This is a genomic window from Pseudoxanthomonas sp. OG2 (assembly GCF_014192765.1).
Classification (GTDB): domain Bacteria; phylum Pseudomonadota; class Gammaproteobacteria; order Xanthomonadales; family Xanthomonadaceae; genus Pseudoxanthomonas_A; species Pseudoxanthomonas_A beigongshangi.
The window spans coordinates 2,742,169-2,768,584 of the sequence record NZ_JACHYM010000001.1; the positions used below are offsets into that span (position 1 = coordinate 2,742,169).

The 26,416-nt window shown below is 67.8% G+C and carries 26 protein-coding genes and 1 pseudogene; 12 read left to right on the forward strand and 15 right to left on the reverse strand.

Annotated elements, in window-relative coordinates; genetic code table 11:
* Positions 1–62 precede the first annotated feature (62 nt).
* Positions 63–467: a hypothetical protein gene (locus FHW78_RS12510; protein WP_183640782.1), complete on the forward strand. Its 405-nt coding sequence runs from the start codon at positions 63–65 to the stop codon at positions 465–467.
* A gap of 206 nt (positions 468–673) precedes the next feature.
* On the opposite strand, the gene FHW78_RS12515 is transcribed toward FHW78_RS12510, so the two are convergent.
* Positions 674–2,125, reverse strand: a complete 1,452-nt coding sequence (locus FHW78_RS12515) for a PLP-dependent aminotransferase family protein (RefSeq protein WP_183640784.1) — start codon at positions 2,123–2,125, stop codon at positions 674–676.
* Between the two features lie 60 nt (positions 2,126–2,185).
* On the opposite strand from FHW78_RS12515, the gene FHW78_RS12520 reads away from it, so the two are divergent.
* The 6 genes from FHW78_RS12520 (at position 2,186) to FHW78_RS12545 (ending at position 7,213) form a co-directional block, all read left to right on the forward strand.
* Positions 2,186–2,869, forward strand: a complete 684-nt coding sequence (locus FHW78_RS12520) for a hypothetical protein (protein ID WP_183640786.1) — start codon at positions 2,186–2,188, stop codon at positions 2,867–2,869.
* Entirely contained in the window at positions 2,869–3,723 is an 855-nt protein-coding gene (locus FHW78_RS12525) for a PhzF family phenazine biosynthesis isomerase (RefSeq protein ID WP_183640788.1), read from the forward strand. Before FHW78_RS12520 ends, FHW78_RS12525 begins: the two co-directional genes overlap by 1 nt.
* Before the next feature lie 476 nt (positions 3,724–4,199).
* Positions 4,200–5,207, forward strand: a complete 1,008-nt coding sequence (locus FHW78_RS12530; protein WP_183640790.1) for a methionine ABC transporter ATP-binding protein — start codon at positions 4,200–4,202, stop codon at positions 5,205–5,207.
* Positions 5,204–5,884: a methionine ABC transporter permease gene (locus FHW78_RS12535; protein WP_183640793.1), complete on the forward strand. Its 681-nt coding sequence runs from the start codon at positions 5,204–5,206 to the stop codon at positions 5,882–5,884. Before FHW78_RS12530 ends, FHW78_RS12535 begins: the two co-directional genes overlap by 4 nt.
* Before the next feature lie 30 nt (positions 5,885–5,914).
* Positions 5,915–6,706 (forward strand): MetQ/NlpA family ABC transporter substrate-binding protein, encoded by a 792-nt coding sequence (locus FHW78_RS12540; protein ID WP_183640795.1) that lies wholly within the window; start codon positions 5,915–5,917, stop codon positions 6,704–6,706.
* 81 nt (positions 6,707–6,787) lie between these two features.
* Positions 6,788–7,213, forward strand: coding sequence for a hypothetical protein (locus FHW78_RS12545; RefSeq protein ID WP_183640797.1), 426 nt, complete (start codon positions 6,788–6,790; stop codon positions 7,211–7,213).
* 64 nt (positions 7,214–7,277) lie between these two features.
* Here FHW78_RS12545 and fabB read toward each other — a convergent pair whose 3' ends face one another.
* The 10 genes from fabB to FHW78_RS12595 all read right to left on the reverse strand — a co-directional run bounded on the left by fabB (position 7,278) and on the right by FHW78_RS12595 (position 16,579).
* Positions 7,278–8,486 carry a beta-ketoacyl-ACP synthase I gene (fabB, locus tag FHW78_RS12550; RefSeq protein ID WP_183640799.1) on the reverse strand — a complete coding sequence of 403 codons (1,209 nt, stop codon included), beginning with the start codon at positions 8,484–8,486 and terminating at the stop codon, positions 7,278–7,280.
* A 2-nt stretch (positions 8,487–8,488) separates the two neighbouring features.
* Complete coding sequence (gene fabA / locus FHW78_RS12555) at positions 8,489–9,004, reverse strand: 3-hydroxyacyl-[acyl-carrier-protein] dehydratase FabA (RefSeq protein ID WP_141454298.1); 516 nt, start codon at positions 9,002–9,004, stop codon at positions 8,489–8,491.
* 281 nt (positions 9,005–9,285) lie between these two features.
* Positions 9,286–9,663 (reverse strand): bleomycin resistance family protein, encoded by a 378-nt coding sequence (locus FHW78_RS12560; protein WP_183640801.1) that lies wholly within the window; start codon positions 9,661–9,663, stop codon positions 9,286–9,288.
* 446 nt (positions 9,664–10,109) lie between these two features.
* The gene (locus FHW78_RS12565) at positions 10,110–11,375 is read right to left on the reverse strand and encodes an ABC transporter permease (RefSeq protein ID WP_183640803.1); all 1,266 of its coding nucleotides are present in this window, start codon (positions 11,373–11,375) and stop codon (positions 10,110–10,112) included.
* Positions 11,372–12,670, reverse strand: a complete 1,299-nt coding sequence (locus FHW78_RS12570; RefSeq protein ID WP_183640805.1) for a hypothetical protein — start codon at positions 12,668–12,670, stop codon at positions 11,372–11,374. Before FHW78_RS12570 ends, FHW78_RS12565 begins: the two co-directional genes overlap by 4 nt.
* On the reverse strand, positions 12,667–13,656 hold the full coding sequence (locus tag FHW78_RS12575; protein WP_183640807.1) for an HlyD family efflux transporter periplasmic adaptor subunit: 990 nt from the start codon (positions 13,654–13,656) through the stop codon (positions 12,667–12,669). Before FHW78_RS12575 ends, FHW78_RS12570 begins: the two co-directional genes overlap by 4 nt.
* Positions 13,653–14,636 carry an HlyD family efflux transporter periplasmic adaptor subunit gene (locus tag FHW78_RS12580; RefSeq protein ID WP_183640809.1) on the reverse strand — a complete coding sequence of 328 codons (984 nt, stop codon included), beginning with the start codon at positions 14,634–14,636 and terminating at the stop codon, positions 13,653–13,655. The genes FHW78_RS12575 and FHW78_RS12580 overlap by 4 nt, the downstream gene beginning before the upstream one ends.
* Entirely contained in the window at positions 14,620–15,294 is a 675-nt protein-coding gene (locus FHW78_RS12585; protein WP_183640811.1) for an ABC transporter ATP-binding protein, read from the reverse strand. The genes FHW78_RS12580 and FHW78_RS12585 overlap by 17 nt, the downstream gene beginning before the upstream one ends.
* A 212-nt stretch (positions 15,295–15,506) precedes the next feature.
* Entirely contained in the window at positions 15,507–15,977 is a 471-nt protein-coding gene (locus FHW78_RS12590; RefSeq protein WP_183640812.1) for a hypothetical protein, read from the reverse strand.
* A complete protein-coding gene (locus FHW78_RS12595; RefSeq protein ID WP_255443208.1) occupies positions 15,974–16,579 on the reverse strand; it encodes a sigma-70 family RNA polymerase sigma factor in 606 nt (201 codons plus the stop codon). Before FHW78_RS12595 ends, FHW78_RS12590 begins: the two co-directional genes overlap by 4 nt.
* A gap of 101 nt (positions 16,580–16,680) precedes the next feature.
* Between FHW78_RS12595 and FHW78_RS12600 the strand changes: the two genes are divergently transcribed.
* Both FHW78_RS12600 and FHW78_RS12605 read left to right on the forward strand, forming a co-directional pair.
* Positions 16,681–17,007, forward strand: a complete 327-nt coding sequence (locus tag FHW78_RS12600) for a hypothetical protein (protein WP_183640814.1) — start codon at positions 16,681–16,683, stop codon at positions 17,005–17,007.
* A gap of 56 nt (positions 17,008–17,063) precedes the next feature.
* Positions 17,064–18,593 (forward strand): serine hydrolase domain-containing protein, encoded by a 1,530-nt coding sequence (locus FHW78_RS12605; RefSeq protein ID WP_183640816.1) that lies wholly within the window; start codon positions 17,064–17,066, stop codon positions 18,591–18,593.
* A 40-nt stretch (positions 18,594–18,633) separates the two neighbouring features.
* On the opposite strand, the gene FHW78_RS12610 is transcribed toward FHW78_RS12605, so the two are convergent.
* Genes FHW78_RS12610 through FHW78_RS12625 form a run of 4 tightly spaced genes read right to left on the reverse strand, consistent with a single transcriptional unit; the run spans position 18,634 to position 22,708 of the window.
* On the reverse strand, positions 18,634–19,230 hold the full coding sequence (locus FHW78_RS12610; RefSeq protein WP_183640818.1) for a DUF2894 domain-containing protein: 597 nt from the start codon (positions 19,228–19,230) through the stop codon (positions 18,634–18,636).
* Positions 19,220–19,879: an OmpA family protein gene (locus tag FHW78_RS12615; RefSeq protein WP_183640821.1), complete on the reverse strand. Its 660-nt coding sequence runs from the start codon at positions 19,877–19,879 to the stop codon at positions 19,220–19,222. The genes FHW78_RS12610 and FHW78_RS12615 overlap by 11 nt, the downstream gene beginning before the upstream one ends.
* Positions 19,876–21,972 (reverse strand): DUF802 domain-containing protein, encoded by a 2,097-nt coding sequence (locus tag FHW78_RS12620; protein ID WP_183640823.1) that lies wholly within the window; start codon positions 21,970–21,972, stop codon positions 19,876–19,878. Before FHW78_RS12620 ends, FHW78_RS12615 begins: the two co-directional genes overlap by 4 nt.
* Position 21,973: 1 nt before the next feature.
* Positions 21,974–22,708 (reverse strand): DUF3348 domain-containing protein, encoded by a 735-nt coding sequence (locus FHW78_RS12625; RefSeq protein WP_183640825.1) that lies wholly within the window; start codon positions 22,706–22,708, stop codon positions 21,974–21,976.
* 225 nt (positions 22,709–22,933) lie between these two features.
* On the opposite strand from FHW78_RS12625, the pseudogene FHW78_RS12630 reads away from it, so the two are divergent.
* The 3 genes and pseudogenes from FHW78_RS12630 to FHW78_RS12640 all read left to right on the forward strand — a co-directional run bounded on the left by FHW78_RS12630 (position 22,934) and on the right by FHW78_RS12640 (position 26,333).
* Positions 22,934–24,982 (forward strand): annotated as a pseudogene (locus tag FHW78_RS12630) (TonB-dependent siderophore receptor).
* Between the two features lie 8 nt (positions 24,983–24,990).
* Positions 24,991–26,142, forward strand: a complete 1,152-nt coding sequence (locus tag FHW78_RS12635) for a PepSY-associated TM helix domain-containing protein (protein ID WP_183640827.1) — start codon at positions 24,991–24,993, stop codon at positions 26,140–26,142.
* Entirely contained in the window at positions 26,139–26,333 is a 195-nt protein-coding gene (locus FHW78_RS12640; RefSeq protein WP_183640829.1) for a hypothetical protein, read from the forward strand. Before FHW78_RS12635 ends, FHW78_RS12640 begins: the two co-directional genes overlap by 4 nt.
* The last annotated feature ends 83 nt before the right edge of the window (positions 26,334–26,416 follow it).

Sequence of the window (26,416 nt, forward strand, 5' to 3'; positions counted from 1 at the left end):
GGTCCTCCGCAACGTAGCGGAAATCGATATCGGCATTTCAACGATGGGCGCGGGAGACAGGCATGGGCAAGGTAATGGCGGTAATGCGCTGGCTGTTCGGTTTTTTCTACGTGTATGTGGGCGGTTCGTGGTTCATTCACTGGATGCTGGGAAAGCCGTGGGTCGTACCTGAGGAAACGCCACCCGCGCGGACGCTGACCCTGGCGCTGAGCGCCAGCGGGATCGTCGATCCGCTGATTGCCGCCACCTGCCTGGTGGGTGGATTGCTCCTGCTGATCCGGCGCACCGCGCCGCTGGGTATCGTGGTGCTGTTTCCGCTGGTGGCCGGCATCTTCCTGTTCCATCTTTTGCTCAACGACAATGCGCCTTGGGGGACCTTCCACATCGCCTGGCTGCTGTTGCTGGCGTGGTGGCATCGGGGGGCGTATCGGCCGCTGTGGACTTATGGGGTGGAGCGGGCTACGTAGATTTCCCGCTGCATCGCCAAGAGCAAATCCCCCGTCGCCTGCTGCGCAGGCGCCCGCCCCCTTTTTCAAAGGGGGCTATCAGGGTTGCTTCCCTCCGTGATCCCGCAGCCAAGTGGGAGTCTGCTTTGCTTCCCCCTTTGTAAAAGGGGGATTGAGGGGGATTTGCTCTTGCTATATGAAAATGAAGCGGCTTCCCCGCGGCAGCATCACGCGATCAACCGCCGTGACACCTCATGCCTGCCGTGTGTGTCCCTCGGCGCCACCGCCCACGTCTTCGCCACTTGCTTCACCGCCCGCACCAGTTCCTCCTCCGGTTTGGCATACGGAATCCGCAGCCAACCGTCGGCACCGCCTTCCACGCTGAAGACCGGGCCGGGGGCGAGGTGGATGCCGCTGCGTTCCATGTCGGCGCACAGGCGAGTGGCGCTGCCGTGGGGCAGGTGCACCCACAGGGTCAGGCCGCCTTCGGGCTGGCGGAAGCGCCAGTCGGGCAGGTGTTCGCGCAGCGCGGTGATCAGCGCGTCGCGGCGCTGGCGCAGTAGTTCGCGGCGATTGGCGAGGATGTCCGCTTGGGCCAGCAGTTCGGCGACGACCAGTTGATCGAACAGCGAGCTGCCGAGATCGAACTGCACGCGGGCGTTGATCAGGCGGCGGATCAGCGGGCGTGGCGCACGGATCCAGCCCACGCGCAGGCCGCCCCAGAACATCTTGGATGCGCTGCCCAGGGTGATGGCGTCGGTGGCATGCGCGGCGAAGGGCGCGGGCATCGGCGCGTCGGACAGCGCGGTGGCTTGCAGGGTCTCGTCGACGATGGCGGTGGTGCGGGCGTCGCGCAACGCGGCGGCGTAGCGCGCGCGCATGGCGTCGTCCATCAGGAAGCCGGTGGGATTCTGAAAATCGGGAATCAGGTAGGCCAGGTGCGGCGAGGTCTGTCGCAGGGTGGCTTCGATGCCGTCCAGATCCCAGCCCTGCTCGCCCAGCGGATTGGCCAGGGGCGAACTGATCAGCTTGCCGCCGCCCAGCCGCAGGGCTTCGATGGCGTTGGAATACACCGGTGATTCGAGCATCACCCGATCCCCCGGACGCGATAGCGCACGCGCGGTGACGGCCAGCGCCGACAGTGCGCCGCTGGTGATGACGATCTGTTCCGGCGCCGTTGGCAGGCCGCGCCGCGCATACGACTCGGCGATCATCGCCTGCAGGCCGGGTAGCCCCGAGGGCAGGTAGCCGTCGCTGCACAGATACGAAGGCAGCGCGGCGAGGGCGCGTTCGTACGCGGCGGCGACGCCCGGCGTGGCGGCGCCGGCGGCGCAGTTCAGATCGATGGCGCCTTCGATGGCCGGGTTCGTGCCCAGCGCGTGCAGGGCGTGATCGTGCGCGCGCCGGCGATCCACCGGCACCGTGGCGAAGGTGCCGGCGCCCTGCCGGGCGGTGGCGAAACCGGCGGCGATCAGATCGGCGTAGGCGCGGGTGACGGTATTGCGCGAGACGCCCAGTGCGAGGGTGACCGCGCGCTCGCTGGGCAGGCGGGTGCCCAAGGGAATGCGGCCGTCGCCAATCAGTTCCTGCAGCGCCTGGCACAGCCCTCGGTAGGCGGGGGAGCGGTTGAACTCGCCGACCAGGGTGGCGAGGCGTTCGGGAGCCAACGTGCGATTCATGAGGCCACTATCGCACGATTGGCTCTATGGAAAAGGGCCAATTACCCTCAAGGTGGCCCCATGGCAACGATCTCCCCCTCCTCGGGCCTGTCCAATCTCGGCCCCCTCGCGCAGCTCAAGGCCGGGCGCCTGCCCGAGCGGCTGTTCCGGCTGCTGGTCGGCCTGTGGCTGTATGGCCTGGCCATCGCCCTGATGGTGAAGGGCGCCATCGGCGCCTCGCCGTGGGACGTGTTCCACCTGGGCCTGTCGCTGCATCTGCCGGTGTCGTTCGGCGTGGTGATGATCATCACCGCGGTGGTCGTGCTGCTGGCGTGGATTCCGCTGCGGCAGATGCCGGGACTGGGCACGGTCGCCAACAGCCTGCTGCTGGGGCCGTTCGCCGACATCAGCCTGGCGATGCTCGGCACGCCGGAAAGCCTGTGGCTGCGTATCGCCTACATGCTGGGCGGCGTGCTGACCTGCGCCTTCGCCACCGCGCTCTATGTCGGCGCACAGCTGGGACCGGGCCCGCGCGACGGCTTGATGACCGGACTGTCGCGTCGCACCGGCTGGTCGATCCGCAAGGTGCGCACGATCATCGAAGTCACCGTGCTCATCGTCGGCGTATTGCTGGGTGGCGTCGTCGGCGTGGGCACGGTGATCTTCGCTCTGGGCGTGGGGCCGTTGACCCAGTTCTTCCTGCGTTATCTGGTGGTGCGGCTGGATGATCCCGACACGCGCACCGCCTTGCCGGAGGAAGCGTGATGAACGCGAACGTGCTCCGCTACAGCGCCTTCACCACGGATCCGGCCGGCGGCAATCCTGCTGGAGTCGTGCTGGATGCGCGCGGCATGCCGGATGCGGACATGCAGCGCATCGCCGCCGAGGTGGGTTATTCGGAAACCGCCTTTCTGCTGCCGCGCGAGGATGGCACGTTCGAGGTGCGCTACTTCAGTCCGCTGGCCGAGGTGCCGTTCTGCGGACACGCCACCATCGCCGCGACCGTCGCGCACGCCGAGGCGAACGGCGCGGGTGAGAAGGTGCTGCATACACGCGCCGGGCGCGTGCGCGTGCAGGTGGACGAGCAGTTCACCGCCACGCTGACCAGTGTCGAGCCGAAGATGGCGGTGCTGGGTCCGGAGGATCTGGATCGCCTGCTCTCCGTCCTGCGCTGGCATCGCGATGAACTGGACCCCGCACTGGCGCCGGCCGTCGCCTACGCCGGCGCGTGGCATCCGATCATCGCCGTGTCCACCCGCGACCGCCTGACGCGGCTGGATTACGACTTCGATGCGCTTTCCGGACTCATGGCGCAACGCGGCTGGACCACCTTGAACCTGATCTGGCGCGCGGATGCCGATACCTTCCACGCCCGCAATCCGTTTCCACCCGGTGGCGTGGTGGAGGACCCGGCCACGGGCGCCGCCGCCGCCGCGCTGGGTGCGTATCTGGCGCACAACGAGGCATTGCCGGCGGATCGTGTTTTCCGGGTTCATCAGGGCGATGATCTCGGGCGGCCGAGCCGGATCGGGGTGACGGTGCCGGAGGATCCGCGCGAGGGAATCCGTGTCAGCGGCACGGCGGTGAGGATCACGGACGCCGCAAACCAGGCAGGCTGATTCGGTGCGATCGCGCGACCATCGCGAGGTTCGATGGCAGGGACGATCTCGGAAGACGGAAGCCGCCGCGAGGGCAAGTGGGAATACGGCATAAGCACATTCGTCGCGACCATCACGCGGACGGGCGCGTGGCGGTATCCTTGCGCTTCCCCGTAGAGCCGTTGCACGCCCGGTGCCTGCGTCGGATGCCTTCCGCTGTCGAAACAGGTTCATGGGCCGTGCTCGCCGCTGCGCTGCCTCTCCCACCAGCGGCGAGCGCGGCTCACCCGCAAGCCGTTGCCGTGGACGGATGAACGGCGGCGCTTCTTCCATCTGCCCGCGCGCAGCCGGAATCCCGCTGGCCGGGCGCATTTGACAGCCGGCGGGGACAGGCTATCTTGGCGCTCCCTGCCGCGTACCGGCCAAGCCCGGCGGCACCTCCGCACTCCCACGTTCCTGCGGGCGGGTGATCGCTCTCCCGCCAGGCCCACGGCGCCATGATCCAGTTCAAGAACATCAGCAAGTCCTTCGCCACGCCCGGCGGCGAAACCGTGGCGCTACGACCGCTGGATCTGGAGATCCGGCAGGGCGAGATCTTCGGCATCATCGGCCAGTCCGGCGCCGGCAAGTCGACCCTGCTGCGCCTGATCAACGGCCTGGAGCGTCCCTCGCAGGGCCAGGTGCTGGTGGAAGGGCAGGACATCGCGGCGCTGCCGGATCCGGAATTGCGCGCCGCGCGCCGCCGCATCGGCATGATCTTCCAGCACTTCAACCTGCTGTCCTCGCAGACGGTGGCGGACAACGTGGCGTTCCCGCTGCAACTGGCCGGCATGAAGCGTGCGGAGATCGAACAACGGGTGGCGCAGTTGCTGGACCGTGTCGGCCTGCGGGCACTGGCGGATCGTTACCCGGCCCAGTTGTCCGGCGGGCAGAAACAGCGCGTGGGCATCGCGCGCGCGCTGGCCACCCAGCCACACCTGCTGCTGTGCGACGAGGCCACCAGCGCGCTGGATCCGCAGACCACCCAATCCATCCTGCGCCTGCTGGCGGATTTGAATCGCGAACTCGGGTTGACCATCGTGCTGATCACCCACGAGATGGAAGTGGTGCGCAGCATCTGCCATCGCGTGGCGGTGCTGGATGCGGGGCAACTGGTGGAGACCGGACCGGTGACGCAGGTGTTCCTGCATCCGGCCCATCCGACCACGCGGCAGTTCGTGGTCGATGCCGAACACCTGGACGAGGACGAACAGCGCCGCGCGCTGGACGCCGTGCCCGGCCGCATCCTGCGCCTGACCTTCCTCGGTGGCGATACCTACCGGCCATTGCTCGGCCAGGTCGCGCGCCAGACCGGCGTGGACTACACGATCCTGGGCGGCCGCATCGGCCGTATCCGCGATACGCCGTATGGCCAGCTCACCATCGCGATGACCGAAGGCGACGCCGATGATGCCGCCTCCCGCCTGCAACAGGCCGGCGTCGATGTCGAGGTGCTGCGCGCATGATCACGATCGCGACCGTGCTGGGACTGGATCCGGCCAAGTGGGGCGAAGTGCTGGTGGCGAGCGGCGATACCCTGCTGATGCTCGCGGGCGCGCTGCCATTGACCCTGCTGTTGGGCCTGCCGCTGGGCGTGCTGCTGTTCCTCAGTGACAAGCGCCAGCGCCTGGAAAATCGCTGGCTGCATGGCGCGCTGGCGTTGCTGGTGAATCTGGTGCGCTCGGCGCCCTTCATCATCCTGATGATCGTGTTGATCCCGGTGACGCTGAGCCTGATGGGCACGTCGCTGGGCGTGCGCGGGGCGATCCTGCCGCTGGTCGTGGGCGCGGTGCCGTTCTACGCACGGCTGGTCGAAACGGCACTGCGGGAAGTCCATCCGGGCGTCATCGAAGCCAGCGAGGCGATGGGCGCCACCACGTGGCAACTGGTGCGGCGCGTGCTGCTGCCGGAATCCATGCCGGGCCTGCTGGCGGGAGCGACGGTCACCGCGGTGGCCCTGATCGGATTCACCGCGATGGGTGGCGCCATCGGTTCCGGCGGCCTGGGCGATCTGGCGTATCGTGATGGCTACCTGCGATCCCAGACATCGGTGGCGGTGATCACCGTCGCGCTGCTGCTGATCATCGTCCAACTATTGCAATGGCTGGGCGACAGCCTGGTCCGGCGTTTCAACCGCCGCTGATTCCCTTTTTCCTCTCCCCGGTATTTCCCCATGAAGAAGTTGCTGCTCCCGCTGTCGCTGCTGCTGCTGGCCCTGGCGGCCTGCAAGCCGGCGGCGAAGTCCGACGATACCCTGACCATCGCCGCCACCGCCGTGCCGCACGCGGAAATCCTGGAGGTGGTCAAGCCGCTGTTGGCCAAGGACGGCGTGAAGCTGGAGGTGCGCGTGTTCAACGACTACGTGCAGCCCAACGATCAGGTCGTGCAGGGCCAGATCGACGTGAACTACTTCCAGACCGAGCCCTATCTGAAAGCCTACAACCAGGATCGCGGCACGAAGCTGGAAACCTACATCGGCGTGCACATCGAACCGTTCGGCGCGTACTCCCGCCGCTACAAGTCGCTGGATGCGCTACCCGCGGGCGCGGACGTGGTGATTCCCAACGATCCGAGCAACAACAGCCGCGCGCTGATCCTGCTGCATCGCGCCGGCGTCATCCAGCTCAAGGATCCGTCCAACCAGATGGCGACCCTGCGCGACATCACCGCCAATCCGAAGCAGCTGAAGTTCCGCGAACTCGACGCCGCGATGCTGCCGCGTGTGCTGGATCAGGTCGATCTGGCACTGATCAACACCAACTACGCGCTGGATGCCGGCCTGCAGCCGACCCGCGACGCCCTCGCCATCGAGGACGCGAAATCGCCCTACGTGAACTTCCTGGTCGGCCGCCCGGACCTGCGCGACGACCCGCGGGTGAAGAAGCTGGAAGCCGCGTTGACCAGCCCGGCCGTGCGCGAGTTCATCCAGAAGAAGTACCAGGGCGCGGTGTTGCCGGCGTTCTGATCATGCGACCCTGGCTCGCGCCGTCTCTGATGACGGTAACAGCGGGGTCCGTTGTCCGGTGCGGGAGCAGGAGAGAGTGTCTTGCCGGATGAAGACATGCCGCGCGTGCAGATGGGAGAACCCTTGAATTGGGCGCGTATCACCCGGTACGCGATCCTGATGTTCCTGATCCACTTCTCCATCGGCTTGGCTGAAGGCATGTTCGTGTCCGCTGCCTCCGACAAGGAGGCACTGATACGCCAGACGGCCATTGGCCTTGTGATCATGGCATCGGTGGACTTCCTGATATTCGCCCAGCTGGCCTGTCGCCAACGCGAGCGCCGCCTGCAACACGCGGCACTCGTATTCCTGTTGATGTCGGGCATCGCGCAGGCGTTCAGTGTAGTGATCGGGTTGTGGCTGCCGTCAACACAGCCTGCGCTGCTCACCGTCTTGTATGTCGCGGCGTCCATGCTGGGAGCGTTGCTTGGAACGTTGGCGGGATACCTCGCCAGCGCCCGCCGGTAGGCGGCCGCTGGCGACATAGTTGGCTCGGTTGTCGCGATACGCCTACCGTAACCGAGGCCCTTGCCTAGACCCGTCCGAACACCAGCGTGGCGTTGGTGCCGCCGAAGCCGAAGCTGTTGGACATCACCGTGTCCAGCGTCGCGTCGCGGCTTTCGCGCACGATCGGGAAGCTTTCGACGCGCGGATCCGGCGTATCGATGTTCGCCGAGCCGGCGATGAAGCCGTCGCGCATCATCAGCAGGCAGTAGATCGCCTCGTGCACGCTGGCCGCGCCAAGCGAATGGCCGGACAGCGCCTTGGTCGAGGACAGCGGCGGCACCGCATCGCCGAACACGCTGCGCACGGCGTCAAGTTCCACCACGTCGCCCAGCGGCGTCGAAGTACCGTGGGTGTTGAGGTAGTCGACCGGTTTGTCCACGCCTTCCAGGGCCATCTGCATGCAGCGCACCGCGCCTTCGCCGGACGGGGCGACCATGTCGGCGCCGTCGGAGGTGACACCGTAGCCAAGCAGTTCGGCGTGGATGCGCGCACCGCGCTTGACCGCGTGGTCGTAGTCTTCCAGCACCAGCATGCCGCCGCCGCCTGCGATGACGAAACCATCGCGATCGGCGTCATACGGACGCGAGGCGCGGGTCGGATCCTCGTTGCGCTGGCTGGACAACGCGCCCATGGCGTCGAACATCATCGTCAGCGCCCAGTGCAGTTCCTCGCCGCCACCGGCGAACACGATGTCCTGGCGGCCGGCGCGAATCAGGTCCGCCGCCGCGCCGATGCAGTGCGCGGAGGTCGCGCAGGCGGCCGACAGCGAATAGCTCACGCCCTTGATCTTGCACGCGGTGGCGAGCGTGGCCGAGACGGTCGAGCACATCGTGCGCGGCACCATGTACGGACCGACCTTGCGGATGCCGCGCTGGCGCAGCAGATCCGCCGCCTCGATCTGCCATTCGGCCGAGCCGCCGCCGGAACCGGCAATCAGGCCCGTGCGCGGCTGGCTGACCAGCGCTTCGTCCAGGCCGGCATCGGCGATCGCATCGCGCATCGCCAGATAGGCGTAGGCGGCGGCATCGCCCATGAAGCGCTTCTGCTTGCGATCGATCAGGGCTTCCAGATCCAGCTCCGGCGCGCCGCCGACCTGGCTGCGGAAGCCGAGCTCGGCGTATTGCGGCAGATGGCGGATGCCGGAGCGGCCTTCGCGTAGCGCGGCGGAAACGGTGTTGGAATCATTGCCCAGGCAGGAAGTGATGCCCAGGCCGGTGATGACGACGCGGCGCATGCTCAGAACGCCTCCGTGGAGGTGAACAGGCCCACGCGCAGATCGCGCGCGGTATAGATCTCGCGGCCATCGACCAGCATGCGGCCATCGGCCACGGCCAGCACCAGCTTGCGGTTGATCACGCGGCTGATGTCGATTTCATAGCTCACCCGCTTGGCGGTGGGCAGCACCTGGCCGGTGAACTTCACCTCGCCGGTGCCGAGCGCGCGGCCACGTCCGGGCGCGCCGATCCAGGTGAGATAGAAACCGGTGAGTTGCCACAGCGCGTCCAGGCCCAGGCAGCCGGGCATCACCGGGTCGCCGAGGAAGTGGCATTTGAAGAACCACAGGTCCGGATGGATATCCAGTTCCGCCCGCACCATGCCCTTGCCGTGCGCGCCGCCGTCCTCGCGGATCTCGGTGATGCGATCGAACATCAACATCGGGTCATTGGGGAGGCGGCCGGCGTCCGGGCCGAACAGTTCGCCGCGGGCGCTGGCCAGCAGCTGATCCCGGGTAAAGGAAGCGGGGGATTTCATGCGTGATCCGACAGGTCAGGAACCAGAATAATGCACAATTGTGCATACAGCTGTATTGACGCAGATCAGCCTCGTGTTTCCGTACGCCGGCGTAGGCGGACGAAGAACAAGGCGGCGCTTGGATTTTCGCGGATGCGCGTTGTCCGGTCGGATACCCTCGGATACCGCATCCGCCGGCGTACGGTGCGCAAATTGCGCGATGCGAGTGCGTGCGCTGTTGCTCGCGTTGGGTCTGTTCCTGCTGCTGCTGTCCAGGACGCTCATGTCGCGGGAGCCTGGCCCTAGCGCGACTGGCTGATCCGGAACACGTGTCCGTCCGGATGGCGGACATGCATCTCACGCACGCCCCAGGGTTCGTCCGTCGGCGGCCAGGTCACTTCGATGCCGTTCGCCAGACAGGTGCGGTGGATGCTGTCCACGTCGTCGACCCAGATGGACATCCAGACGCCGCCGGTTTCCACGTGGGGACGGGCGGGATCCTGACGATGGCCCTGGCCATCCAGGCACATGAAGATCTCGCACTCGCCGGAACCGACCGAACCGAAGGTGGGCGGACTGCCCCAGTCCCAGCATTTCTCCCAACCCAGCGCCTTGAACCAGGCGAAGCTCTTTTCCATGTGCGAGACGTTGAGGATCGGGGTGATGTGTTTGGCGTGCATGGGGCGGGGATTCGGGATTGGGGATGACCGGCCTTACGGCCGTCGAAAGCCGGGATTCGGCAGAAGCATGGCAGCTTTTGCCTCCCCTTTGACCAGCCATTGGGCTGTTGAAAGCGGAAAAGGGGGCGGGCACCCGCGAAGCGGGTGACAGGGGATTTTGCTTTTGGTGCGAAGAGCCAATCCCCCTTAGTCCCCCTTTTTCAAAGGGGGAGGAAAAGCCGGATGACTGCCGAGGGAGAGGCAAGAGCCAGATGGTTATTCCGGGGAAACGGCCACCGCCTGATCAGCCCCTTGACCAGCCATTGGGCTGTTGAAAGCGAAAAAGGGGGCGGGCGCCTGCGAAGCAGGTGACGGCGGATTTGCTCTTCGCGCCAAAATCAAATCCCCCTCAATCCCCATTTTTCGCTTTCAGCAGCCCAATGGCTGGTCAAGGGGCTGAGTTGGCTTCAATCGTGCCGCAGCGCCGCGATTGGATCCAACTGCGCAGCCTGTCGTGCCGGATATACACCGAAGGCCAGGCCGACCAGGGCGCAGAAGCCGGCCGAGAGCAGGATCGGCAGCGGAGCCCAGGCGACCTGCCAGCCGGCGAACATCGCAATCAGGTAGGCGAGCACGCCGCCAAACACCAGACCGAGCCCAGCGCCGGCGATGCAGATGACCGTGGCCTCGCGCAGGAACTGGGCGATCACGTCGCGCCGGCGCGCGCCGAGCGCGCGCAGCAGGCCGATTTCGCGGCGCCGCTCCAGCACGTTGGCCAGCATGATGTTCATGATGCCGATGCCGCCGACCAGCAGGCTGACCCCGGCGATCGCGCCCATCACCACCTGGAAGATGCGCTGGGTCTGCTGGTGCTGCTGGAACAACTGCTGCGGCACGATCAACTGGTAGTCCGCCATGCCGGCGTGGCGCTGGTCCAGCACCGCCGCGAGCACGCCGGCGCCGGCCGCCAGCCGGGTCGGATCGTCCAACCGGAGCAGGAACCGATCCACTTCGTCCTCCTGCGGCTGGAAGCGGAAACGGGCACGCGCGCTCGCCAGCGGCACATAGATGCGGTTGCTTTCCGAACCCAGTTGCACGCCCTCGAAACTGTCCTGGCCCAGATCGCGATCGGCCAGCACGCCGATCACTTCCAGCCACACGTGATTGACCTTGATCAGTCCGCCGATCGCGTTGCCTTTGGGAAACAGGTCCGCGGCGGCCTGGTGGCCGAGTACCGCCACCGCCGACAGCCTGGCCTCGTCCTCGGCGCTGAACGCGCGGCCATCGCGGATGCGCAGCGAGGACAGGCCGAACCAGTCGGCGCTGACGCCGCTGGCCTGCGCGTCGCTGCGGCCGATATCGCTGAACACGGTATGGGTGCGGATGGTCTTCTCGGCGGCGTGGCGTTCGGCGCCGGGCACGACACCGCGCGCGGCTTCGGCATCGGCCACGGTCAGGCCGAGGCTGCGCTCGCGTGTCTCCTTCAACGTGTCTTCGTCCTGCGGCTTGGCCTCGGCGATCAGGTTGTGCAGGCCCAGTCCTTCCACCAGCCGCAGCGCCTCGCGGCGGCTGCCTTCGCCGACCGCCTGCATCGCCACGATCGCGCCAACGCCGAAGATCATGCCGAGCAGGGTCAGCAGTGTGCGCAGGCGCCGCCGCCAAAGCTCCTCCACGGCCTCGCGCCAGACGGTCGGCAGGCGGTTGAACAGTCCCTTCAGCGGAGCACCACTCATGCTTTCTTTTCCTGCTTGTCGTCGGCGCCGTCACCAGCCGGCGCGGTGTCCTTGCCGGCGTCTTTCGCGTCGTCCTTGGCATCGTCGCCCGGTACGGGTACTTCGACCTGCGACAGGCGCACCTGATCGCCGGGCTTCAGACCGGACAGCACCTGCGAGCGCGCAGTGCCGCGCACGCCCAGCTTCACCTCGCGGGCGACGTAGTCGCCGCCCTGGCGCAGACGCACCCAGTGACGGCCGTCGCGCTGCTCGATCGCCACGTTGGGTACCGCCATCGCGTCCTTGGCGTCCAGCAGCACCACGGTCGCCTCGAAACGCTGGCCGGGCAGCAGGCGGTAGCGCTCCACCGCGGCGGTGGGAACCGATGCGCGCATCGACAGATATTTAACCGGGCTTTCGCGGTTGCGCACCTTGGCGGCGCTGGCGACCCACGACAGCTTGCTCTCGATGCGCTGATCCGGGCGTCCAAGCGGATTGAGCACCACCGTATCGCCGACCTGCACGCCCTGCGCCTCGATCTGCGGAAGATCGATCTCGACTTCCATCGCGCCGGTATCGGGCAGGTTGCCGAATTCGAATCCGGCGCGCAGGTTGGCGCCGACCATGGGCTTGTCACCCGACCAGTTGGCCGACAGCATCAGCACGCCGTCATTGGGCGCGCGCAGCTCCAGGGCATCCAGATCCGACTTGCGACTCTGGGCGTTGATGTCGAAAGTCGCGCGCTGGGCGTCCAGTACCGCCATTTCCGCTTCGCCGCGCACGCCGGATTGATCGCGCCGCCATTGCAGCGTGCCCTGGCGGACCTGCAGGTATTCCTTGTCCTCGATGGCGTCCAGCACCTGGTTGCGCGCCACCGTGCTCAGATCCGCCTCGGCGTAGCGCTGGGCGATGCCCAACTGCACGGCGACCTGCGACAGATCCACTTCCACCCGGCCCAGCGCGGAAGCCAGATCGCCTTCCTTCGCGATCCGCGCCAGCGCGTTGCGCTGCAGATCGATCATGGCCTGGGCCAACTGTTGCTCGCCATCGGGCGAGATGAAGCGCGCCAGCAGATCGCCCTTCTTCACCAGCGAACCTTCCGGCAGCATCCATTCCACCTGCCGTGCGCTCCAGTTCTGGCCGGGCACCATCAACGGCGTGGGCTTGGCCGAACGCAGTTCGCCTTCGCCGCGCACGGCGATGCGCAGATGCCCCGGCGCGACCGTTTCGGTGGCGACCGGCATCTCGGGCTTGCCGCAGGCGGCCAGCGCACAGGCGAGCACCAGTACTGCTCCGGCATGGCGGAAACGGATCATTTCGCACCTCCGGCGACATCCGGGACGGTCAGCTCCACCCGCACCGCCTGGCCAGGGCGCAGCTTCGCCCTCGCATCGTCCAGGCGAATCTCCAGATCGAGGATGGGCACGGGTTGCACCTGCGACTTGCTGCGCACCGCCCGCCCGATGCTGGCGACCTTGCCGTGATGGACGCTGCCGCCGCCGCCTTCGATCACGATCCGCGCCGGCACGCCCACCTTCACCCGTTGCAGATCCCGCTCCGGCAACTGCGCGCGCACCGCCAGGGTGGTGGGGTCGGGAATCTCGGCGACGGTCTGGCCGCGCCAGACCTGCGAACCGACGTCGAACTTTTCTCCGTTCCAACTGCTCTTGTGCATGATCACGCCATCGCGCGGCGCCGGCAGGTTGAGCGCGGCGATGGAGGATTGCAGGCGGGTCACGTCGGCCTGCGCCTGCTGCAGTTCCGAATTCACCAGCCGCAATTCCTGCTTGCGCTGTTCGGCGGCGGCGCGTTCGGCGACCTGGGCCAGGGCGGCGAGCCGTTCGGTGCGGCGGCGCTCCTCGACCAGCTTGTCGTATTCCAGCGCGGCGATCAGTTCCCGCGGCTGTTCGGTCTTGCGGCGCGCCTTGTCGTGCTTGGCTTCCGCCTCGGCGGTGGTCAGCCGCTGGCTGCGCTCGCGTTCGGCCAGATCCAGGCTGAGGTTTTCCAGCGTGCGTTTCTTTTCCTGCAGCAGGCTCTGCTTTTCGCTCAGCTGGCGGACCAGATCGCTGGTGTCGAAGGCCACCACGACGTCGCCCTTCTTCACCGAGCTGCCGTCCGGCGCCAGTTGGGTGATGTTGAACTGCCACATGCGATCCACCGAAGGCGGTATCAGCTGCGAGCTGCGCTGCGCGTAGACCTCGCCGTCCACGCGCAGGGTGGCGGCATGCGTGGCCGGCAGCGCGCACGCCAGTGCCAGGGCAAACAGGGCGCCACGCGGGGAGTTGAATCGAGCGGGTTTCATCGGCCCCTGCCTCCGTTCGCGGTGGCGGCCGGCGGTCGGGCGATCACCCGCACGCTCATGCCGGGCATCAGCGCCAGCGAGCCCGAGTCCAGGGTGACGTCGACGGTGAAATAACGGCCCTCGCCCCATTCGGGCCGGCGTTCGGGCGCACCGGAAATGAATTCGATGCGGCCCGGGACAGGCTTGCCGGGCAGGGCGTCGAAACTCAACTCCACCGGCTGGCCCACCTTCAGGTCGCGCCGATCCGGCTCCAGCGCCCAGGCGCGCACGTTCATGCGTCCGCTGCTGACCACTTCGCCGGCCTTGCTGCCGGGCATGGTCGAGGAACCTTCGTCGATGCGCCCGCCGATCCAGTTGTTGTTGAAGCCGTGCACGACCACGCCATCGCGATCGGCCTTGACCTCGGAGGTCCGCACCATCGCGGTGTGGTAGTCGCGCTCCAGTTCCAGCTTGCGGACCTGCAACTGGCCATCGCTGGTGGCGCGCTGCACGGCGGCGCGCGCGGCGTCCAGTTGCTTACGCTTGAGCGCGGCCTCGCGGGTGGTGCGATCCAGATCGCCCTGGTAGCGGTCGTAGTCCAGCGCGGAAATCAGTTCGCGCGGGATGCGCGCGTCGAGCTTCGCGGTGGCCAGTTCGGCTTCGGCGTCGACCAGCTCGGTTTCGGCCTGCACGGCCTTGACCTGCAGTTCGGCCACGTCCTTGGCGTTCTTGGCCAGGGTCTGTTCGATTTCCGCTTCCAGATCGGGAATGCGGCTGGCGGACTGGCCCGGGTCGATGCGCAGGACCACGTCGCCCTTCTTCACCCGTTCGCCCTCGGGCACGTAGTAGCGGATCACCACCGGCGAACTGTTCGACTGCGGGGTGAGGATCTGCTGCGCGTCGATCGCGCGGACCTCGCCGGTGAGCACGACCGCGTGCGCGGATACCGCCAGCGCGGCCAGGCACAGGCCGGCGAGCAAAGTCTTACTGCAACGCATCATGCTCGACCCTCCCGTCGCGCAGCTTGACCTGGCGCGGCGCGCGCGTGGCGATGTCGTTGTCGTGGGTGACCAGCACGACGGTCTGGCCGCCGGCATGGACTTCGTCGATCAGCGCCAGCACGTCGGCGGCGCTGCGCGAATCCAGGTTGCCGGTGGGCTCGTCGGCGAGCAGCAGCGCCGGCTGCAGCAGCAGGGCGCGGGCGATGGCCGCGCGCTGCATCTGGCCGCCGGACAGTTCACTGGGCCGATGGTCGCGGCGTTCGGCCAGGCCGACGCGATCCAGCAATGCCATCGCGCGCTCATGGGTGCCGGCCGGCGGCTGGCGGTGGAAGCGCAACGGCAGCAGCACGTTCTCCAGCACGGTCAGGCGCGGCAGCAGGTGGAAACTCTGGAACACGAAGCCGATGCGCCGGTTGCGCAGGTCGCTGCTGGCCTCGTCGTCGAACGTGGCCACGTCGCGACCTTCGAACAGGTAGCGTCCCGCATTCGGATGGTCCAGGCAGCCAAGGATGTTCAGCAGGCTGGATTTTCCGGACCCGGACGGGCCGGTGATGGCGACGAACTCGCCGCTGTCGATGCGCAGGTCCACGCCTGCCAGCGCTTTCACGGTCTGCCCGCTCATGGCGTAGTGGCGCTGCACGCCATGCAGTTCAATCATTCCCGCTCCCTCGATGCCCCGAACCGCAACCGACCGCCGCCGGAAGGTAAAGGTTCCCCTATCCCCCGCGGACCGGTGTCGATGCCGTCCGATGTCCCGTTCCAATCCGTTATTTCAACGGACCGGCGCGGGGCGGCAAGTATCTTTGGTCACGGGCACCGCGCGGGTGGCGTGGCCCATGCGCAAGCGTTCGGGGAGCGGGGCTTTCGTATTCAGGGCGAAGGATGCGCGGTCCGGTCCTGCGCCATGAATGACTGGACCCGGGCGCAGGCCCAGGACAGGCCCGCGCAGGCCAGGCCGATCAGGATCCAGCCGCTGGCCACATCGCCCAGCGCCTGCTGGAACGATGCCCGGACCTCGGCGCCGTAGCGCACGCCCACGATGCCCAGCACGATCACCAGCGTGACCACCAGCCAGCGCGACAGCAGGCGTTCGATGCCGGCCTCGCGAACGGCGGCCTGGCGGGCGACCGACGCCGCGAAATCCATCGGCGGCCCGCTGCGTGGACGCGAGCGCACGGCATGGGCCACGACGCGGTAGTCGCGCGCGAGCGCTTCCAGTCCGGCGTCATCGGCCTGATGGGCGGCACGCAGGCCGCGTTCCTGCTGCTCCCATTCGCTGGCGTCGAACGCCGGTTGCGGGGGCGCGTCCTGGTGGAAGGGGTTCTTGTCGCGGTTGTTCATGCGGGAACTCCGATGCGGGCTTCCAGAATCTCCCGCAACCGTTTGCGGCTGCGGAACAGGTGGCTCTTGATGGTGCCTTCGGCCAGTCCGGTGGAACGGGCGATGTCGCCGATGGGCATTTCTTCCAGATGGTAGAGCGTGAGCAGCATGCGCTGCAGCGGCGGCAGGGCGTCGATGGCGGCATGCAGATGCGCCTGCATGTCCTCGTCGGCCGTCGCCGTCTCCAGGTCGAAGCCGTCGCTGACCCGTTCGGCCGGGGCCAGGCCGTCCTCGTCGTCGCGGATGTCGGCCAGCGGCAGGCGCTTGCGCTCGATGTGCCGCAGCGCGACCGAACAGGCCACCTGCGCCACCCATGACTTCAGGGCGCTGTCGCCGCGATACTGGTGCAGTGATCGGTGGATGCGCAGGAACACTTCCTGGCACAGCTCGCGGGTATCGTCCGGGTGCCGCACGATGTCGTCCACGATGCGCCAGCACAGGCCCTGGTAGGTCCGCACCAGCTGTTCGAAGGCGCCGCGCCGGCCCGCCAGCACGGCCTCGACCAGATCGCGGTCGGCCTGCGGGGCGGTATCGGCAGTGGTGGGCGGGGCGGGCATCGGCATAGGGATACGCCGGAGGGGCGAGCGGTTGCAACCGGCGAAAGTGCAACCGGCGGGCCAGTAGCCGTATCCCAATCGACAACCCATCCCTCCCGGTAACCGCCATGAACTTCGAACTGCTCATCCCGATCACCCTGATCATCGGCATCGTCTATTCCATCAAGACGGTGGTGGATGCCTACACGCGCCGCCGGGTCATCGAATCGCGCGGTTCCGAGGAACTGGTGCGCTCGCTGCTGGAAGGCGAGACCACCCGCCGTCGCCAGGCCTCGCTGCACTGGGGGTGCGTGATGCTGGCGCTGGCGCTGGGTTTCGCCGGGGTGGAGTTGATCGGCGCGGAGGAGATCACGCCCGGCACCATCGCCCTGCTGCTGGGCGCCACGGGCCTGGGCAACATCGCCTACTACCTGCTGGAACGCCGCAGCCGCTGAGCCGGCCGCCGCCGCGGCTTCGCGGCGGCGTCTCTTCCCTTCACCGGAAAACGACCATGAAGCACTTCCTGGCGGCCGTCGCCTTCTGGGTCGCGACCCTTCCTGCGCCGGCGTCCGCCGCCGATCCGGATTTCGCGCCGCTGTCCCGCCTCATCCAGCAGACCAAGGACGCCACCGGGCTTCCCTCCGGCACCGCGGTGGCGGTGGTGAAGGACGGCAAGGTGATCTACGAGGGCTATTTCGGCGAGGCCGACATCGCCGCGCGTACGCCGGTGAGCCGCGACACCGTGTTCTACATCGCCTCGGCGACCAAACCGTTCTTCGCCCTCAACGCATTGCTCAAGGAAGACGCCGGACAACTGGACATGCGCCTGTCGATGCGGGAAATGTTTCCGGATCTGCGTTTCACCGGTTTCGACGCCGACGCGGTGACCCTGGGCGATCTGCTCGTCCATGGCTCCGGCGTGGACAATCCGCCGCTGGCCTGGGCGACCGCGTTCAGCGGCGTGCACGACGCGGCGTCGCGGCGCGCGCTGGTGGAAGTATCGACGGCCGATCCCGAAGCGGCGCACGGTACTTTCAAATACACCAACGTGGGCTACAACATCGCCAGCGTCTGGATGGATACGCGATTCGGCGCGCCATGGCAGACGCAACTGGAGAATGCCATCTTCCAGCCGCTGGGCATGCGCCACACCACGGCCCGGATCAGCCGCGCGCAGGCCGCGGGCTGGACGCTGGCCAAGCCCTACTCGATGGTGTCCGAAGACCCGCGCGTGCCGCTGTACCTCACCAAGTCCGACGACACCATGCAGGCGGCCGGCGGGCTGGTCTCGACCGCGCCGGATCTCGCGCGGTTCCTGCTGGCGCAATTTCCGGATGCGCGTGTCGGCGGCCTGCCGGCGGCGACGATCCTGCGTTCGCACCAGACCCGGATCGGGCTGGAGGCGAAGTACCAGGATTTCCAGCGCAGCGGTTATGCCTGGGGCTGGTATACCGGACCCTACAAGGGCCGGACGATGCTGCACCACTTTGGCGGCTTCGCCGGCTTCCACGCCCATCTTTCGTTCATGCCGGCGGAAGGCATCGGCCTGGTCGTGCTCAACAACGAGGACGTGCTGGGCGCGCAGCTGACCAACCTGATTGCCGATCACGTGTACGGCTTGCTGCTGGGCGAAGTGGAAGTCACCGCGAATTCCGGGCGCCGGTTCGCGGAGCTGCAGGCCAGGGCGCAGGCATTCCGACGCGGCACGCTCGCCAAGCGCGAGGAAATCCGCGCGCGTGCCTGGCACCTGTCGCTTCCGCGCGATCGCTATGCCGGCACCTATCATCATGACTTGTTGGGCAACATGGTCGTTGCCCCGGAAGGTCCCGACAGCCTGCGCATCCGCTGGGGCCGGTTGGAGGCGGTGGCCACGGGCAGCGATGAAGCGGATCAGGTGCGCATCGAGTTCGTGCCCAACGGCGGCCAGCTGCTGGCTTTCACCGTGAAGGACGCGCGGGTCGAGTCGATTGCGTTCGACGGCATGGTGTTCCGCAAGACGGACGGCGCGGCGGCCGCGAAGGGTTCCAGGCCGCAGCGCTGACCGGTGTCCGCATCAGCGGCGCGGGGACGATGGAACGGCGCTATTCGCGACGCTTGCGTGGCTTGCGGGTGCGCTTGGTCTCGGTGGCGGCGCGCGGTGTTTCTGCGGTCGCGAGCAGGCCGCCGTCGCTCATCTGCTCCAGCCAGGCCAGTGCGTCGAGGTAGGACAGGAATGATTGCAGGTAGCCGGGCGATTGTTCGCGCATCAGGGTGATCGAACGGTGCACCAGCCGGCCGGAATTGAGCGGGCCGGCGTCGGTCGGCGCGGCTTCCAGCGATTCGCGCAGCTGGCTCTCGGCGCGGATCCGCGACCAGCGCCGGCGGGCGTCTTCCAGTTGCGCCACTTCCGGGTAGGCGGGGCGCGGCGAATCACCGGCCGCCAACTGCTCGCTGTCGCGTACGGCGGCCTGGTCGGCGATGTGGTCGAGCAGTTCCCGCAGCACGCTGCTGGTTGGCGGGGTGGGGACGGCGACCACGCGGCGAGCTTGGCCGTCGCCGTCATCGAGCAACGTCGCCAATCGCGCTTCGAGCCGCTGTCGCACGGCATCGCTGCGATCGCCGGCACGACGCGCCAGCGCCTCGGCCAGCAACTGCCGGACGGGCGTGGGTGTCGGGAAGCGGTCGCCGTTATCGCTCATGTGCGCGATCGGGTGCGGCGGCGGCGGCCTTCGGTCGCGGCATCGGGGCGATTTCCACGCGCCGGTTGCGCGCTCGGCCTTCCTCGCTGGCGTTGGAGCTGACCGGCTGTTCGGATCCGAACGCGGCGGCGAACACCGACGACGCGGGCACGCCCTCGGCGATCAGGGTGCGGGTCACGGTAAGCGCGCGATTGGCCGACAGGTCCCAGTTGTCGAGGAACTGGCGGTTGCCGTCGCGCACCTGGCGGTCGTCGGTGAAGCCGCTGACCATCAGGATCTCGTCGCGCGCGCGCAGGTAGTCGGCCAGTGGTCCGGCCAGGCTCTTCAGCAGTGCCTGGCCTTCGGGTTGCAATTGATCCGAGTTCAACGCGAACAGCACGCTGCCGCGGATACCGATGCGGCCATCGACCAGGGTCACCCGGCCTTCGGCCAGCGGCACCGCCAGCGCCTGTTCCAGCGCCTTGCGCCGCTGCGACTCGAGCTGGCGCTGGCGGACTTCCTCGTCCAGCCGGTGCGACAGCTGCATCTGCGCGCCGATCACGCCGACCAGGATCAGCACGAACACCCCCAGCAGCACCGACATCAGGTCGCCGAAGGCGGCCCAGATCGGCGTGCTCGATTCAACCTCGGCCTCGATGTCCACGCTCATGCGGCTTCCGTTTCAGCGGACGCCTGGCGATCTGCCAACTGCTGCAGATCCTCGATGATCTGGCGCTGCGCCAGCATGCTCAGGTCGATGACCTCGCGCGCCTGCGCGACGTAGTAGGCGAGCTGTTCGTCGCTGCGGGCGAGCGACTTGTCCAGCGCGGTCTCGACGCCCTGCAGGCGTTCGACCAGGCGGTCGTTCCAGTCGCCGAACTGCTGCACGGCCGCGCCGAAGGCATCGCCCAGGCTGGCGACTTCGACCGCGCCGGCGCTGACCTGGCTGGCGGCGTCGCCGAGCCGGCCGGTCTCGGCCTCGATGTGATCGGTGAAGCGGGTGCCGACGCGGTCCAGCAGATCCGCCGAGGTGGTGACCAGTGCGTCGATGGCGGTGCGCTGTTCGGTGGAGGCGTGGTTGACCGCGTCCAGCAGGGTCTGCAGGGTTTCCAGCAGGCGGCTGCGTTCCTCCAGCATGGCGGTGTCGCGGACCATGCTGTCGGAGAGCTTCTGGCGCAGTTCGGCGATGACTTCGGCGGCGGCCTTCGGCGCTTCCGAGGCGGCCTGCACCAGCTGCGAGATTTCGGCGATGGTGTCGCGCGCATGCGCCTGGGTCTGCGCGGAAATGTCCTGCGCGGTGGCGGCGAGGGTGTCGCAGATGGCCTGCTGCTGGCGGGCGGCCTGTTCGCCGGTCTGCTCCCAGCGCTGGCCCAGCGCATCGCTCATCGCGGCGAATGCTTCGCTCCAGGCGGACAGGCGTTGCTGGTCGCGCGCTTCCAGCGCGGCCTGCAGATCCTCGTGGGACTGCCGCATCCGGTCGACCAGCGAAGCGGCGTGCTGTTCGAAGGTGGCGGCGGCGCCGGCGAGCGCCTGCTGGTTGCGCGTGGCCAGTTCCTCGTTGGCGGCGGCCTGTCGCGACGCGGTGTCGTTCCAGGCCTGCGCGGCGGCGCCGTTGGCGGCGTCGAAGCGCGCGGAGACGCTTTCCAGCAGTTCGGCCGAACGCTGTTCGAAGGTGCCGGCGAAGCGCTCCAGCGAACCGCGCAGATCCTGCACCAGCGTGGCGTTGGACTCGCGCTGCTCGGCCAGTGCCTGCCGCCACAGATCGGCGACCGTGGTGGTGGTGGTGGCGAAGCCGGACGACAGCCCGTCCAGTTGCTGTTGCACGGCCTGGTTGAGGGCGCCATGCAGGGTGGTGGTCTCACGCGCGATCGCCGACATGGTGGTTTCCATGATCGGTTGCAGCGCCGCGCTGGCGGCGCGCGCGCTTTCGCCGACGCTTTCCTTCAGCGAGGTCTCCACCGAAGCGGCGAGACGCGCATGCACGGCCTCGGTGCGCTCGTGGAATGCATCCTGTCGGGCCTGCAACTGATCGTTGGCGGCGCGGCTCTGCTGCTCCAGCGCGGCCATCATCGCTTCAAGGCGATCGACGAGCGCGGGCATCGCGTCGGTCTGCCGCTGCAGCAGGCGGAACGCTTCCTCGCGCTGGTGCGCCTGCGAATGCACGCGCAGGACGGAGGCGATGCCCGCGTCCAGCGATTGCACCGCCAACTGGCGTTCCCGCCGGCACAGCGCCGCCAGCAGGCCGAGCATGGCCGAGGCGGCGACGCCGGCAATCGAGGTGCCGAAGGCGAAACCCAGTCCCTTGACCGGCGCGGCCAGCGACTCGCGGATGGCCTGCAGATCCGCCGCGCTTTCCAGCGCCATGCCGGTGCCGCGCAGGGTGGTCATCATGCCGAGCAGGGTGCCGAGCATGCCGAGCAGCACCAGCAAGCCGACCAGGTAAGGCGTGAGCGACGGCGCCGGCAGCGCGGCACGCTCGCCTTCGATGCGCAGGCGCACCGGGTTGCGCAGCGAGGGATGCAGGCGCGCCAGCCAGTCGGCCAGCGCGGTGGGAGGCGCGGACAGATCCTCCACGGCGCCGACGAGGGTGGCGGTGGCCTGCCGGTAGCGGTACAGCTCCCATCCGCCGACGACATAGCAGGCGCCGATCAGCAGGGTGACGGACAAGGCCAGCGGGTTGGCGCCGACATAGCCCACCGCAATCCAGCAGACAGCGGCCAGACCGGCGAGAAAGAGGACGGGAGCGAGCAGGTTTCTGAGCATGTTATCCAGGCAGGTGGGTGCGAAGGGCCGAGAGCAGGCCCTCGGCTGGTTGCAGGCGGACATCCAGTTCGGCGAGCAGCAGGTTCCGCATGTCCCTGCGGAAGCTGTCCAGCCACGCGTCCGAAACGGTCGCGGGTTCGCCGGGTTCGTTGGATGAAGGGGAAATCGCCGACGCGTTCGCGCGCAGGCGTTCGAAATGGGGGCCGAGCAGGGTGGGCGCGGCGGCCAGCAGCCGGCGTTCTCGGCGGGCCAGTGCGCGTTCCATCGACGCGTCGACGGCGGCCAGGCGCGCCAGTTCCGCCGAGCGCGGCGCCAGCGCGTCGCGCAGGCGGGACCGCAGAAGCCCGATGGCGGTGTCCATGGACTGTTGCAGGAACAGGTAGCGCTGGCGGAAGAACAGGTAATCGGGGGAATCCTCCGCGCCGCCGCGCCGGGCGGCGGGATCGAAGGCGGAGTCTTCGTGGATGGCACGGGTCAACGCGGCGCGCACGCGGGCGCAGTCCGCTTCCACGGCTTCGGCCGAAGCGGGTTCGGCGAAAGGATCGGCCAGCGGATCGGACTCGGACCGGCTGTCCAGCGCGGTGGACAGGGCGACGGCGTGGGTCCAGTCGATCCAGTGGCTCAGCCGGTCCGACAGCGGTTGCGTGGGCGAGGGGACGTCCGTGGCGGTCAGGCGGGCCAGCAGACGGATGAACGTCGGGCCACGAATCGCCGCCCGTTGGGGGGCTTCCAACATTCGATGGGGCTGAAAAAACGCACATTTTACACGGCTTGCATGAAGCGCTGGCCGAAGCCGCCATCCCGCCGGCCTGGCGGGCGCGGCCGCGGACGGGAGTCCAGGTGGACGATAATCATTTGCGTTTGAAGGTGCCGCTTCTCATAATTTCCGGCTCCCAACCGACCGGAAACCGCAATGCCCGCTCCTGTCCGAGGCCGCCGCAACGGCCTGCTGCTGTCGCTGATGGCGCCCTCCCTGCTGGCCTCCGCCCTGGCCCAGGCCCAGGATTCCGGCGACGCCAGGACCCTGGACAGCGTGCAGGTGGTCGCCGACCGCGCCAGCACGGCGACCAAGACAGACACCCTGCTGACCGAGACCCCGCAGTCCATCGGCGTGGTGACCTCGGACCTGTTCATCGATCGCGGCGCCAACAACCTGCAGGAAACCCTGCGCTACAGCGCCGGCGTGACTGCCGACGCCTGGGGCCTGGATACCCGCGGCGACGCCAGCACCGTGCGCGGCCTGGATCCGGTGCAGTACCTGGACGGCATGCGCAAGCTCTACAACTTCAGCCCGATGGCGCGGCCCGAGGTCTATGGCCTGGAGCGGGTGGAAGTCCTGCGCGGCCCCTCGTCGGTGCTGTACGGCGCCGGCGGCGCGGGCGGCATCATCAACGCGATGAGCAAGCACCCGAGTTTCCAGTCCGCCGGTGAGATCGGATTGCAGGTCGGCAGTTTCGACCGCCGCCAGCTGCAGGGTGACATCACCGGCGCGCTGGGCAGTTCGGGCAACCTGGCCGGCCGGCTGGTCGGCGTGGTGCGCGATTCGGGCATGCAGACCGATCACATCGACGACGACCGCATCTACCTGGCGCCTTCGCTGACCTGGCGCGGCGAACGCAGCAACCTGACCGTGCTGGCCAGCTACCAGCGTGATCGCACCGCCTCCAGCCAGCAGTTCCTGCCGGTCGCGGCCACCCTGAAGGCGCCGCCGGGCCGTCGGCTGGATCCGTCGACCTTCCTGGGCGACAAGGATTTCGACAAGCTCGACGCGCGCCAGATCAGCGCGACCGTGCTGTTCGATCACGCCTTCAACGACGTGATCACCTGGCGTTCCAGCCTGCGCTACATCGACTCGGAGACCGAGTTCCGCGAGCTGTTCCCGGATACCTACAGCAATCCGGAGAATCCCTTCATCGATGCCGACAACCGCGTGCTCAACCGGCTGTCCTACGGCGTGAAGCCGGACAACCGGATCCTGACCACCGACAACGCGCTGCAGTTCGATTTCGCCACCGGCGCGTTCCGCCACTTGCTGCTGGCCGGCGTGGACTACACCGACTTCCGCGAGGAGGCGCTGAGCTTCTCGGGCGCCGGCACGCCGATCGACATCTACAACCCGGTCTCCACCGGCGTCACCATCCCGGAATGGGGGCGGCTGCCCGACCAGCGCACCACCCAGACCGGCGTCTACGTGCAGGATCAGATCCGCTATGCGGACCGCGTGTCGCTCGTGCTCGGTGCGCGTCGCGACCACGTGCGGTCCAAGACCCAGGGCCTGCGCGACAAGACCGACAACGAGACCACCTACCGCATCGGCGTGATCGGCGACATCGGCGCCAACCTGTCGCCGTACATCAGCTACAGCGAGTCGTTCCTGCCGGTGCCGGGCCAGGATCTGTACGGCCGCGCGTTCGAGCCGATGCGCGGCGACCAGTAAGAGACCGGCGTGAAGTGGCAGCCGAGCCGCAACCTGTTCGCCACCCTGGCGGTGTATCGCATCACCGAGACCAACCGCCAGACCAACGACCCGGACAACGTGCTGAACACGGTGCAGACCGGTGAAATCGAGTCCAAGGGCGTGGAGCTGGAAGCCGCCTATGTGTCGGACAACGATTTCACCGTCACCGCCGCCTACAGCCACAACAACGCCAAGGTCACCCGCAGCAACTTCACCCCGGAACTGGGCAAGCGCCTGAACGACACCCCGCAGGATCTGGCCTCGGTCTGGGTCGCCAAGGGCTTCGAGATCGGCGACGGCATGAAGCTGCGCGCCGGCATCGGTGGCCGTCATGTGGGTTCGACCGTCTCCACCGGTGCGAGCATCGTGGTGCGCACGCCCAGCTACACACTGGCCGACGCGCTGCTGGAACTGCAGATGCCGTCCTGGACGATGGCGCTCAACATCACCAACCTGTTCGACAAGGCGTACTACGCGCCGTGCCGCAACTTCGGTGACTGCTTCAGCGGCAATCCGCGCATGGTGACCGGCACCGTCACCTACCGCTTCTGAGGCCCGCCATGCAGCGAAGCACGCTCAAGGCCTGGTTCCTGGTCCACAAGTGGACCAGCCTGGTGTGCACGCTGTTCCTGTTGCTGCTGTGCCTGACCGGCCTGCCGCTGGTGTTCTGGGAGGAAATCAGCCACCTCACCGGCGCCGATCCCGAAGTCGAGGCGGCGGCGCCGGGTGCGCAGCCGGCCAACATCGACGTGCTGGTGGAAAAGGCGCTGGCGAAGTATCCGGGCGACGTGCCGCTGTTCTTCGGCTGGGACGACCATTCGCCCAGCGTCTACGTCAACACCGGCGCGCGGCCGGACACGCCGCCGCCGGAGATGCACACCGCGGTGCTGCACCAGTACACGGGCGAGGTGCTGCCGGCGGCGCAGTTCAACGAAGGGGTGATGTATTTCCTCTACCGGCTGCACACCGACGTCTTCGTCGGCCTGCCGGGCATGTTGTTCCTGGGCGCGATGGCGCTGCTGTTCGCGGTGGCGATCGTGTCCGGCCTGGTGCTGTACGGTCCGTTCATGCGCAAGCTGCCGTTCGGCACGCTGCGGACCGGTCGCAGCCGCCGGCTGGCCTGGCTGGATCTGCACAACGTGCTGGGCGTGGTGACGCTGGGCTGGGCCTTCGTGGTCGGCATCACCGGCGCGATCAACACGCTGGCCGGTCCGCTGGAACAGGCGTGGCAGGCCGAACAGCTCGGCGAGTTCGCCGCGCGTTACCAGGACCGCCCGCGATCCGCAAAACTGGCCTCGCTGGACGCGGCGGTGGCGACGGCGCGCGCGTCCGAGCCGGACATGGTGCCGGCGTTCGTGAGCTTCCCGGGCACCGGGTACAGCGGCAATCACCACTACGGCGTGTTCATGCACGGCGACACGCCGCTGACCGAACGCCTGTATCGCCCGGTGCTGATCGACGCCGAAACCGGCGAACTCACCGCCAGGCCGGAACTGCCCGGTTACATGACCACGCTGCTGCTTTCGCAGCCGCTGCATTTCGGCGACTACGGCGGCATGCCGCTGAAGATCCTGTGGGCGCTGCTGGACCTGCTGACCATCGGGGTGCTGGTGTCCGGGCTGTACTTGTGGTTCAAGCGTGGCAGCACCGAGGCGCGCGTCACCGAAATCGAGCGCAGCGGCCTGGTCGGCAACGGCGAGGCGCAGGCATGAGCCGGGCCCGACGCGGTCCTTCCAGTCCGTTCGTGGCACCGGCGTGGATCACGCTGGCCAGCCTGGTCGGACTGGTCAGCGCGCTGATGGGGGACGGCCTGTTCAATCTGGTGTCGTGGCTGGTGTTCACCGCGCTGGTGGCGCTGGCGATACGCGCCTGGGTCAAACGCGAGCGCGGCCGGCGTTCCTGATCTATCCCGGATCCGAATCGCGCGCGTGCAGGGCGCCTAGTGGCGGCAGCACCGCCTGTACATGGACGGCGCGGGCCTGAGTC

What these genes read in the sequence shown, in the direction of transcription:
- FHW78_RS12570 (WP_183640805.1), bottom strand. Translation starts at nt 12,670, where the DNA reads ATGATCCGTTTCCGCCATGCCGGAGCAGTACTGGTGCTCGCCTGTGCG.
- FHW78_RS12600 (WP_183640814.1), top strand. Translation starts at nt 16,681, where the DNA reads ATGAACTTCGAACTGCTCATCCCGATCACCCTGATCATCGGCATCGTC.
- FHW78_RS12595 (WP_255443208.1), bottom strand. Translation starts at nt 16,579, where the DNA reads ATGCCGATGCCCGCCCCGCCCACCACTGCCGATACCGCCCCGCAGGCC.
- FHW78_RS12590 (WP_183640812.1), bottom strand. Translation starts at nt 15,977, where the DNA reads ATGAACAACCGCGACAAGAACCCCTTCCACCAGGACGCGCCCCCGCAA.
- FHW78_RS12515 (WP_183640784.1), bottom strand. Translation starts at nt 2,125, where the DNA reads ATGAATCGCACGTTGGCTCCCGAACGCCTCGCCACCCTGGTCGGCGAG.
- FHW78_RS12625 (WP_183640825.1), bottom strand. Translation starts at nt 22,708, where the DNA reads ATGTTGGAAGCCCCCCAACGGGCGGCGATTCGTGGCCCGACGTTCATC.
- FHW78_RS12635 (WP_183640827.1), top strand. Translation starts at nt 24,991, where the DNA reads ATGCAGCGAAGCACGCTCAAGGCCTGGTTCCTGGTCCACAAGTGGACC.
- FHW78_RS12615 (WP_183640821.1), bottom strand. Translation starts at nt 19,879, where the DNA reads ATGAGCGTGGACATCGAGGCCGAGGTTGAATCGAGCACGCCGATCTGG.
- FHW78_RS12535 (WP_183640793.1), top strand. Translation starts at nt 5,204, where the DNA reads ATGATCACGATCGCGACCGTGCTGGGACTGGATCCGGCCAAGTGGGGC.
- FHW78_RS12510 (WP_183640782.1), top strand. Translation starts at nt 63, where the DNA reads ATGGGCAAGGTAATGGCGGTAATGCGCTGGCTGTTCGGTTTTTTCTAC.
- FHW78_RS12640 (WP_183640829.1), top strand. Translation starts at nt 26,139, where the DNA reads ATGAGCCGGGCCCGACGCGGTCCTTCCAGTCCGTTCGTGGCACCGGCG.
- FHW78_RS12560 (WP_183640801.1), bottom strand. Translation starts at nt 9,663, where the DNA reads ATGCACGCCAAACACATCACCCCGATCCTCAACGTCTCGCACATGGAA.
- FHW78_RS12610 (WP_183640818.1), bottom strand. Translation starts at nt 19,230, where the DNA reads ATGAGCGATAACGGCGACCGCTTCCCGACACCCACGCCCGTCCGGCAG.
- FHW78_RS12605 (WP_183640816.1), top strand. Translation starts at nt 17,064, where the DNA reads ATGAAGCACTTCCTGGCGGCCGTCGCCTTCTGGGTCGCGACCCTTCCT.
- fabA (WP_141454298.1), bottom strand. Translation starts at nt 9,004, where the DNA reads ATGAAATCCCCCGCTTCCTTTACCCGGGATCAGCTGCTGGCCAGCGCC.
- FHW78_RS12620 (WP_183640823.1), bottom strand. Translation starts at nt 21,972, where the DNA reads ATGCTCAGAAACCTGCTCGCTCCCGTCCTCTTTCTCGCCGGTCTGGCC.
- FHW78_RS12530 (WP_183640790.1), top strand. Translation starts at nt 4,200, where the DNA reads ATGATCCAGTTCAAGAACATCAGCAAGTCCTTCGCCACGCCCGGCGGC.
- fabB (WP_183640799.1), bottom strand. Translation starts at nt 8,486, where the DNA reads ATGCGCCGCGTCGTCATCACCGGCCTGGGCATCACTTCCTGCCTGGGC.
- FHW78_RS12540 (WP_183640795.1), top strand. Translation starts at nt 5,915, where the DNA reads ATGAAGAAGTTGCTGCTCCCGCTGTCGCTGCTGCTGCTGGCCCTGGCG.
- FHW78_RS12575 (WP_183640807.1), bottom strand. Translation starts at nt 13,656, where the DNA reads ATGAAACCCGCTCGATTCAACTCCCCGCGTGGCGCCCTGTTTGCCCTG.
- FHW78_RS12585 (WP_183640811.1), bottom strand. Translation starts at nt 15,294, where the DNA reads ATGATTGAACTGCATGGCGTGCAGCGCCACTACGCCATGAGCGGGCAG.
- FHW78_RS12525 (WP_183640788.1), top strand. Translation starts at nt 2,869, where the DNA reads ATGAACGCGAACGTGCTCCGCTACAGCGCCTTCACCACGGATCCGGCC.
- FHW78_RS12580 (WP_183640809.1), bottom strand. Translation starts at nt 14,636, where the DNA reads ATGATGCGTTGCAGTAAGACTTTGCTCGCCGGCCTGTGCCTGGCCGCG.
- FHW78_RS12520 (WP_183640786.1), top strand. Translation starts at nt 2,186, where the DNA reads ATGGCAACGATCTCCCCCTCCTCGGGCCTGTCCAATCTCGGCCCCCTC.
- FHW78_RS12565 (WP_183640803.1), bottom strand. Translation starts at nt 11,375, where the DNA reads ATGAGTGGTGCTCCGCTGAAGGGACTGTTCAACCGCCTGCCGACCGTC.